The following is a 6,991-nucleotide window of genomic DNA, read 5'->3' as shown; positions in this document are numbered from 1 at the left end:
GGCAGCCAAGCAGAGTCGGCTGATTGACTGCTGAGGCCTAGACTAGGGAGGTGTCGCTTTTGGGGCTGCGGAATAGTGGCGTGAAAGAGTGTGAATATTTACTTTCTAATCTTCAGGATGTATGTACCCGTCCGGCCACCGCGTTGACGATGTACTTCGGCTTGCTCAGTCGACCGGCCGGAACTCCTGCATATTCCAGGGCAAGAGTTGGTCGATCCGGTTGATGGGGTCTTCTATGGTGTGCGCGAGCCTTGCTCATAGGCGCCGTCATCAGTGCGGCCTCCTTGAGCGCCAAGTGCGCGTGCAACTAGACCTGGGCCGGTGGAACTGATTCGTGGCCGAGCCGCAACGCAACGACCGAGCAGTTCACGCCGGCTTGCAGCAGTCCCCGGAACAGCGCTGCGGCGATGATTGGCCGGTGCACCGGCGGTTGGATCGTCGGGACCGGAGCAGCTCAACCCCTGTAGTTATCGACTCTCCTCGGGTGGCTCAGATCAATTGCACGGCGGTCTCGGAGAGCGGCCGCGCCATGTTGCCGTACTCGAACGCTCTCTCGCTGGAGGCGTTGCCGTCCAGCGCCCGTTTACGGATGCCCTGGAGGATGGCCGCCAGGCGAAAGTAGTTGAAGACGATATAGAAGTTCCAGTTTGGAATCTCGTAGATGCCGGTGAGCCGGCAGTAGGCGGCGACGTACTCGTCCTCCGCAGGGATCCCCAGCTCTCGGCGGTCCAGCTCTCCCAGGCCGGGGATGGCGGCATCCGGAGGCAGGCGCAGCTGCATGCACTGGTAGGCGATGTCGCCCCAGGGGTGGCCCAGGGTTGAGAGTTCCCAGTCCAGCACCGCCAGAATGTCCGGTGTCTCCGGGTGAATGATCAGGTTGTCGATGCGGTAGTCGCCGTGGATCAGCGACACCCGGCCGTCATCCTCCGGCATGTTGGCTTCGAGCCACTGGATGAGTGCGTCCATGGCCGGGTTCTTCTCCGTCTCCGAGGCGTAGTACTGCTTGCTCCAGCGGTTGAGCTGGCGCGTGAAGTAATTGCCCGGCTTACCGAAATCGCCAAGCCCGACCGCCTCCACGTCCACGTTGTGAATCGCCGCCAACACGCCCACCATGTTGTGGTAGATGGCGCTGCGCTCCCCCGGGCTGCACTCCGGCAGCGCCGCGTTCCAGTGGATGCGCCCCTCGACGAACTCCATGACGTAGAACATGGAGCCGATTACGTCCTCGTCCTCGCACAGCAGGCGCATGCGCGGCACCGGTACCGGGGTGTCGCCGAGGGCTTTCATGACGCGGTACTCGCGGTCCACGGCATGGGCGGATTTCAACAGCTCGCCAGGCGGCTTGCGCCGCAGGACATAGCGGCCGCCGCCGGTGGTAAGCAAAAAGGCGGGGTTGGACTGGCCGCCGGAGAACTTCCTGCATTCCTCGATCGTACCGAATCCGCGGATGCGCTCGGCCAGGTAGGGCTGCAGGCGGTTGAGGTTCAGCTGGTCGACGGAATCGTTCATGCCGCGTCCTCCTTAGTTGCTGTACTGGCGGATGACCTGCTTGCCCAGGGACATCATGTGCACCTGGTCCGGCCCGTCCGCCATGCGGCACCAGCGGGCGTAGTTGAACGCCTCCGCCATGAAGTAATCCTCGCTCAGGCCGCCGGCGCCGTGCATCTGGATGGCCATGTCCAGAACCTCCGAGGTTAGCTGGGGAACCATGATTTTGGCCATGGCAATCAGATCCCGCGCCTCCTTGGTGCCCTCGCTGTCCATCTTGTCGGCGGCCCGCAGCGTCAACAGGCGGCACATCTCCACCTTTGACGCCATTACGGCGATGGCCTCCCGCACCGAGCCCTGCTGGCTCAGCTTCCGGCCGAACACCTCCCGGCCCTCCACCCGCTTGCAGGCGAACTCCAGCGACCGCTGCGCCGCGCCGATCAGGCGCATGCAGTGGTGAATACGGCCCGGCCCCAGGCGGCCCTGGGCCACCTCGAAACCGCGGCCCTCACCCAGCAGCAGGTTCTCCTTTGGCACCCGGACAGTATCGAACACGACCTCCGCGTGCCCGCCCGGCTCCTCGTAGTAGCCCAGCGTGCTCAGCGGTCGTGCCACGGAGAGCCCTGGGGTGTCACGCGGCACCAGGATCTGCGTCTGCTGCAGGTGGCGGTTAGGGTTGTCCGGGTCGGACTTGCCCATGACGATGAAGATCGCGCAGCGTTCGTGCATGGCGTTGGTAATGAACCACTTGCGCCCATTGATCACGTAGTCGTCGCCGTCGCGCAGGATGGAGGTCTCCACGTTGGTGGCGTCGCTCGAGGCCACGGCGGGTTCGGTCATGGCGAAGGCAGAACGGATCTCGCCGGCGAGCAGGGGGATGAGCCAGCGCTGCCGCTGCTCTTCGGTGCCGTACTTGAGGAGCACCTCCATATTCCCGGTGTCCGGGGCATTGCAGTTGAACACCTCGGCGGCCCAGAACACCCGCCCCATGATCTCCGCCAGCGGCGCGTACTCGATGTTGGCGAGCCCCGGGCCGTAGTTTGCGTCCGGCATGAACAGGTTCCAGAGCCCCTGCTCCCGGGCCTTGGCCTTGAGCGTTTCCAGAACCGCCGGAGACTTCCAGCGCTGTTCCTTCACCTGCTGATTGAAGGCGTGCTCGTTGGGGTAGACGTGCTCGTTCATGAACGCGGTGAGCCGCTGCTGCAGGTCCTGCACGCGCGGCGAATGCTGGAAATCCATGGTGCGGTCTCCTCCAGGGCAATCGGTTCATCAAATACCAGTGCCTGTCTGAATACCATAGAATAAACTGGCTGTTCGCTGTGCGTGGAGCAAGATCCCCGACCAGCGCCCCGGGCCGCGCGCGCAGTGGCCCGGCCTTGTCGACGTGCGCTTCGGGTCCGCGCGCACGCTCTTGGGACCCTGCCACCATGACTGTGTGAATCCGGGGATACCGGCGGCGCCGGGGTGTTTGCGCGCCCGGGCGGATCCAGGTCGCGGTGTGCGCAGGTGCAGCGCGGTGTCCATGCGGCTGCATCAAGGGCACGGCAGGCCTTGCATTTGTTGCCGGAGTCCGTACCCTGAACCCGTAATAATCATTATAAGTGCAGCCAATAATCAAAATGGCCTGCATAAAGCCGGAGGAGAGTCCGCGATGCGGCACGCCGTCTTCGAGGCCGTTGGTCCCGCTCCCGGGGGGCGAATTCGTGCCCATCCGTTGTCCAGCCACTGTCCTTTCACGTTGTCCGGTGAGTCTCGGGCCCACGAGCCCGCACGTGGCCGTGGGCCGCATCCCGTCGATGCCTGCGAGGAGCTGATGTAATGGCGGCAACCAATAGCAACCGCAACGATACGTTCCCCAAGCTCCTTATGCATAACGCGCAAACGCGGCCAAACCGGCCCGCCATGCGCGAGAAGGACTTGGGTATCTGGCAGACCTGGACCTGGAGCGAGGTGCTCGATGAGGTCGAGGCCCTGGCCGGTGGGTTCAAGACGCTTGGAGTTGCGCGCGACGACAAGGTCGCCATCATCGGTAATAACCGGCCACAGCTGTACTGGGCCTTTGCTGCCCCCCAAGCCATGGGTGCCGTCCCGGTGCCCGTCTATCAAGACTCGGCCGGTGAGGAAATGCAGTACGTGCTCGACCACGGGGATGTGCGATTCGTGGTCGCCGAGGACCAGGAGCAGGTGGACAAGGTCCTGTCCGTGAAGGACCGGCTGCCGAAGCTCGAGGCGGTAATCTACGAGGACCCGCGCGGGCTGCAGGGCTACGATTATCCCTTCCTGTATTCGTTGCAGCAGATCCAGGAACGTGGCCGTGAGTACGCGCGCTCGAACAAGGGCTTTTTCCAATCCGAGGCGGCGAAGGGCCAGGGTGAGGACCTGTCGGTGATCGTCTATACTTCCGGGACCACCGGTCGCCCGAAAGGGGTGATGCTCAGCTACGACAATCTGCTCAAGTCGGCCCAGCATGCAGTGGCCTTCGATCACCTCACCGAGAAGGACGAAACCCTGGCCTATCTGCCCATGGCATGGGTGGGGGATCACTTCCTAACGTACTGCCAGGGATTCCTCGCCGGGTTCTGCCTGAACTGTCCGGAATCCCCGGATACCGTGATGTCGGATCTGCGCGAAATCGGGCCCACGTATTTCTTTGCCCCGCCGCGGACCTGGGAGAACCTGATCACCAGCGTCATGGTACGCATGGAGGATGCCAGCCGCGTCAAGCAGAAGATGTTCCACTATTACCTGGCGTTGGCGCGCCGGGTGGGTGTGCGCATCCTGGAGGGGAAGGCAGTGTCCAGCGCCGACCGCATCAATTACGCCATCGGGAATGCCTTGGTCTTTGGGCCGCTGCGCAACGTCATGGGTTTCTCGCGCATTCGCGTCGCCTATACTGCAGGCGAGGCCATTGGCCCGGACATTTTCGATTTCTTCCGATCGATCGGCATCAACCTCAAGCAACTCTACGGCCAGACGGAGTGTTCCGTGTACCTGTGTCTGCAAAAGGATGACGATGTCCGGGCCGACACGGTTGGACCGCCCGGGGAAGGCGTGGAGATCCAGCTCGATGAGAACGGGGAGGTACTCTACCGCAGCCCGGGCGTCTTCATGGGCTACTACAAGAACGACGAGGAGACCCGGAAGACCAAGACCTCCGACGGCTGGGTGCACAGCGGTGATGCCGGCATGTTCACCCAGGATGGTCACCTGCGCATCATTGATCGCGCCAAGGATGTTGGCCGCCTTAACGACGGCACGATGTTCAGCCCGAAGTTTGTGGAAAACAAGCTCAAGTTCCACCCCCACATTATGGAGGCGGTGGCGTTCGGGCACGAGCGCGATTCCGTGACCGCGTTCATCAATATCGACTTCGAGGCGCTTAGCAACTGGGCCGAACGCGAGAACATCTCGTTCACCGGCTACGTCGATCTGGCGGGTCGCACAGAGGTCTATGCGTTGATCCGCGAGGAAGTCGAGGCGGTGAATCGGGATCTGGCTTCCGATCCGGAGTTGGTCCCCATCCAGATCACGCGCTTTCTCATCCTGCACAAGGAGCTGGACCCGGACGACGGTGAAATCACGCGCACGCGCAAGGTCCGCCGGCGCATTATCAACGAGCGCTATCAGAATCTCATCGAGGCCTTATATCGGGGCGACGACCGTGTGCACGTGGAGGCGCCTGTCACTTATGAGGACGGCAGCACCGGGGTGCTCGCGGCGGATCTGCGCATCAGTGACGCCACCACCTACCAATACATGAGCAAGGCAGGATAAGGCCCATGGCAGCCCAACCAGAACCGAAGCCCGGTCACCGCCAGGCGGGCGAGATCCTGCTGAAGGTCGAGAACGTGGATCTCGCCTTTGGCGGTGTGCGGGCACTTCGAGAGGTGAGTTTCGAGGTCCGGCGTCAACAGATCTTCGCGATTATCGGACCCAACGGTGCCGGGAAGTCGTCGATGCTCAACTGCATCAACGGCTTCTACCATCCAAACAGCGGCACCATTGCCTACAAGGGCGCCCCCCGCAAGCGCATGCGCCCGTACCAGGCGGCGACGCAGGGGATTGCACGGACTTTTCAGAATATCGCCCTGTTCAAGGGTATGAGTACGCTCGACAACATCATGACTGGGCGGCACCTCAAGGCCAAGGCCACGTTACTGGAAAACGCCATCTGGTTCGGGCGCGCGCAGCGCGAGGAGATGGAGCACCGCAAGTTTTGCGAGGGGATCATCGACTTCCTGGAGATCCAGCAGCACCGCAAGACGCCGGTCGGCACGCTGCCCTACGGCCTGCAAAAGCGCGTGGAGCTGGGTCGGGCACTCGCGGCAGAGCCTGAGTTGCTACTCCTCGATGAGCCCATGGCGGGCATGAACCTGGAGGAAAAACAGGACATGGCCCGTTTCATCCTCGATGTGAACGACGAGTTCGGCATGACCATCTGCTTGATTGAGCACGATATGGCCGTGGTCATGGATCTCTCGGACCACATCGTTGTGCTCGATCATGGCGAGAAGATCGGCGAGGGCTCACCGGAAGAGGTGAGTTCCAACCCCCGCGTGATCGAAGCCTACCTGGGGACAAGCGAGGAAGAGGGGGCCTGATCATGCCGATCGAATTATCGTTTTTCCTGGAGGTGCTGGTCGGTGGGCTCCTCGCGGGAATGATGTATTCCCTGGTGGCGCTCGGATTCGTGCTGATTTTCAAGGCCTCCGGTATTTTCAACTTCGCACAGGCCGCCATGGTGCTGTTTGCCGCAATGTTCATCGCCGGCATGCATCAGCGTTACGGCGTGCCGTTCTGGCTCGCGATCCCCCTCACGATCGTGTTGATGATTGGCGTTGCCTGGATCATCGAGCGGGTGGTGCTGCGGCCCCTGGTGAACCAGGAGCCGATCATCATGTTCATGTCCACGATCGGCATCTTCTTCGCCCTGATCGGCTTTGCCGAAATGATCTGGGGGAGTCGTTCCCGGTCACTGGATATCGGCATCCCGCAGGATCCGATCTTCGTCGGCGATATGCTGTTTCAGAGCTACGATCTGGTTGCCGGGGGCATTGCGCTGGTCCTGGTATTGCTGCTCGCGCTCTTTGCCCAGCGAACGCGCATGGGGCGGGTGCTGCGCGCCGTGGCGGATGATCACCAGGCGGCGCAGGCCGTTGGTATTCGCCTGAGTACGGTTTGGGTGGTGGTCTGGTCCATCGCCGGGTTCGTGGCTGTAGTCGCGGGTGTGGTCTGGGGTGGCAACCTCGGTGTCCAGCCCGTGATGGTCGATGTGGCCTTCAAGGCGCTGCCAGTGCTGTTGCTGGGCGGGCTCACGTCGATTCACGGGGCCATTATCGCCGGATTGATTATCGGCGCCGGCGAATCCCTCGCCGAGGTCTACCTCGGGCCCATCATCGGCGGCGGCATCGATAACTGGTTTGCCTATGTGATTGCCATGGCGTTCATGGTGTATCGCCCCGAGGGCATGTTTGGCGAAAAGATCATCGAAAGGATCTAACGG

Annotated in this window: 5 protein-coding genes; 3 read left to right on the top strand and 2 right to left on the bottom strand. The window is 62.3% G+C overall.

Going from position 1 to position 6,991, the window contains the following annotated elements; genetic code table 11:
• Window positions 1-489 precede the first annotated feature (489 nt).
• Both QZT63_RS06370 and QZT63_RS06365 read right to left on the bottom strand, forming a co-directional pair.
• The gene (locus QZT63_RS06370) at window positions 490-1,509 is read right to left on the bottom strand and encodes a phosphotransferase (RefSeq protein ID WP_290649554.1); all 1,020 of its coding nucleotides are present in this window, start codon (window positions 1,507-1,509) and stop codon (window positions 490-492) included.
• A gap of 12 nt (window positions 1,510-1,521) precedes the next feature.
• The gene (locus QZT63_RS06365) at window positions 1,522-2,727 is read right to left on the bottom strand and encodes an acyl-CoA dehydrogenase family protein (RefSeq protein WP_290649553.1); all 1,206 of its coding nucleotides are present in this window, start codon (window positions 2,725-2,727) and stop codon (window positions 1,522-1,524) included.
• A gap of 579 nt (window positions 2,728-3,306) precedes the next feature.
• Between QZT63_RS06365 and QZT63_RS06360 the strand changes: the two genes are divergently transcribed.
• Genes QZT63_RS06360 through QZT63_RS06350 form a run of 3 tightly spaced genes read left to right on the top strand, consistent with a single transcriptional unit; the run spans window position 3,307 to window position 6,988 of the window.
• On the top strand, window positions 3,307-5,262 hold the full coding sequence (locus QZT63_RS06360) for an AMP-binding protein (RefSeq protein WP_290649552.1): 1,956 nt from the start codon (window positions 3,307-3,309) through the stop codon (window positions 5,260-5,262).
• A 5-nt stretch (window positions 5,263-5,267) separates the two neighbouring features.
• Window positions 5,268-6,089: an ABC transporter ATP-binding protein gene (locus QZT63_RS06355; RefSeq protein WP_290649550.1), complete on the top strand. Its 822-nt coding sequence runs from the start codon at window positions 5,268-5,270 to the stop codon at window positions 6,087-6,089.
• A gap of 2 nt (window positions 6,090-6,091) precedes the next feature.
• The gene (locus QZT63_RS06350) at window positions 6,092-6,988 is read left to right on the top strand and encodes a branched-chain amino acid ABC transporter permease (RefSeq protein ID WP_290649548.1); all 897 of its coding nucleotides are present in this window, start codon (window positions 6,092-6,094) and stop codon (window positions 6,986-6,988) included.
• Window positions 6,989-6,991 lie beyond the last annotated feature (3 nt).

This window comes from Aquisalimonas sp. (assembly GCF_007120195.1).
Taxonomy (GTDB): domain Bacteria; phylum Pseudomonadota; class Gammaproteobacteria; order Nitrococcales; family Aquisalimonadaceae; genus Aquisalimonas.
Note: the sequence above shows the minus strand (reverse complement) of the source record. Positions and strands in the feature narration are given on the sequence as shown.

Excerpts from the sequence above, each read along its gene's own strand:
- QZT63_RS06370 (WP_290649554.1), bottom strand. The coding sequence starts at position 1,509 with ATGAACGATTCCGTCGACCAGCTGAACCTCAACCGCCTGCAGCCCTAC.
- QZT63_RS06365 (WP_290649553.1), bottom strand. The coding sequence starts at position 2,727 with ATGGATTTCCAGCATTCGCCGCGCGTGCAGGACCTGCAGCAGCGGCTC.
- QZT63_RS06360 (WP_290649552.1), top strand. The coding sequence starts at position 3,307 with ATGGCGGCAACCAATAGCAACCGCAACGATACGTTCCCCAAGCTCCTT.
- QZT63_RS06355 (WP_290649550.1), top strand. The coding sequence starts at position 5,268 with ATGGCAGCCCAACCAGAACCGAAGCCCGGTCACCGCCAGGCGGGCGAG.
- QZT63_RS06350 (WP_290649548.1), top strand. The coding sequence starts at position 6,092 with ATGCCGATCGAATTATCGTTTTTCCTGGAGGTGCTGGTCGGTGGGCTC.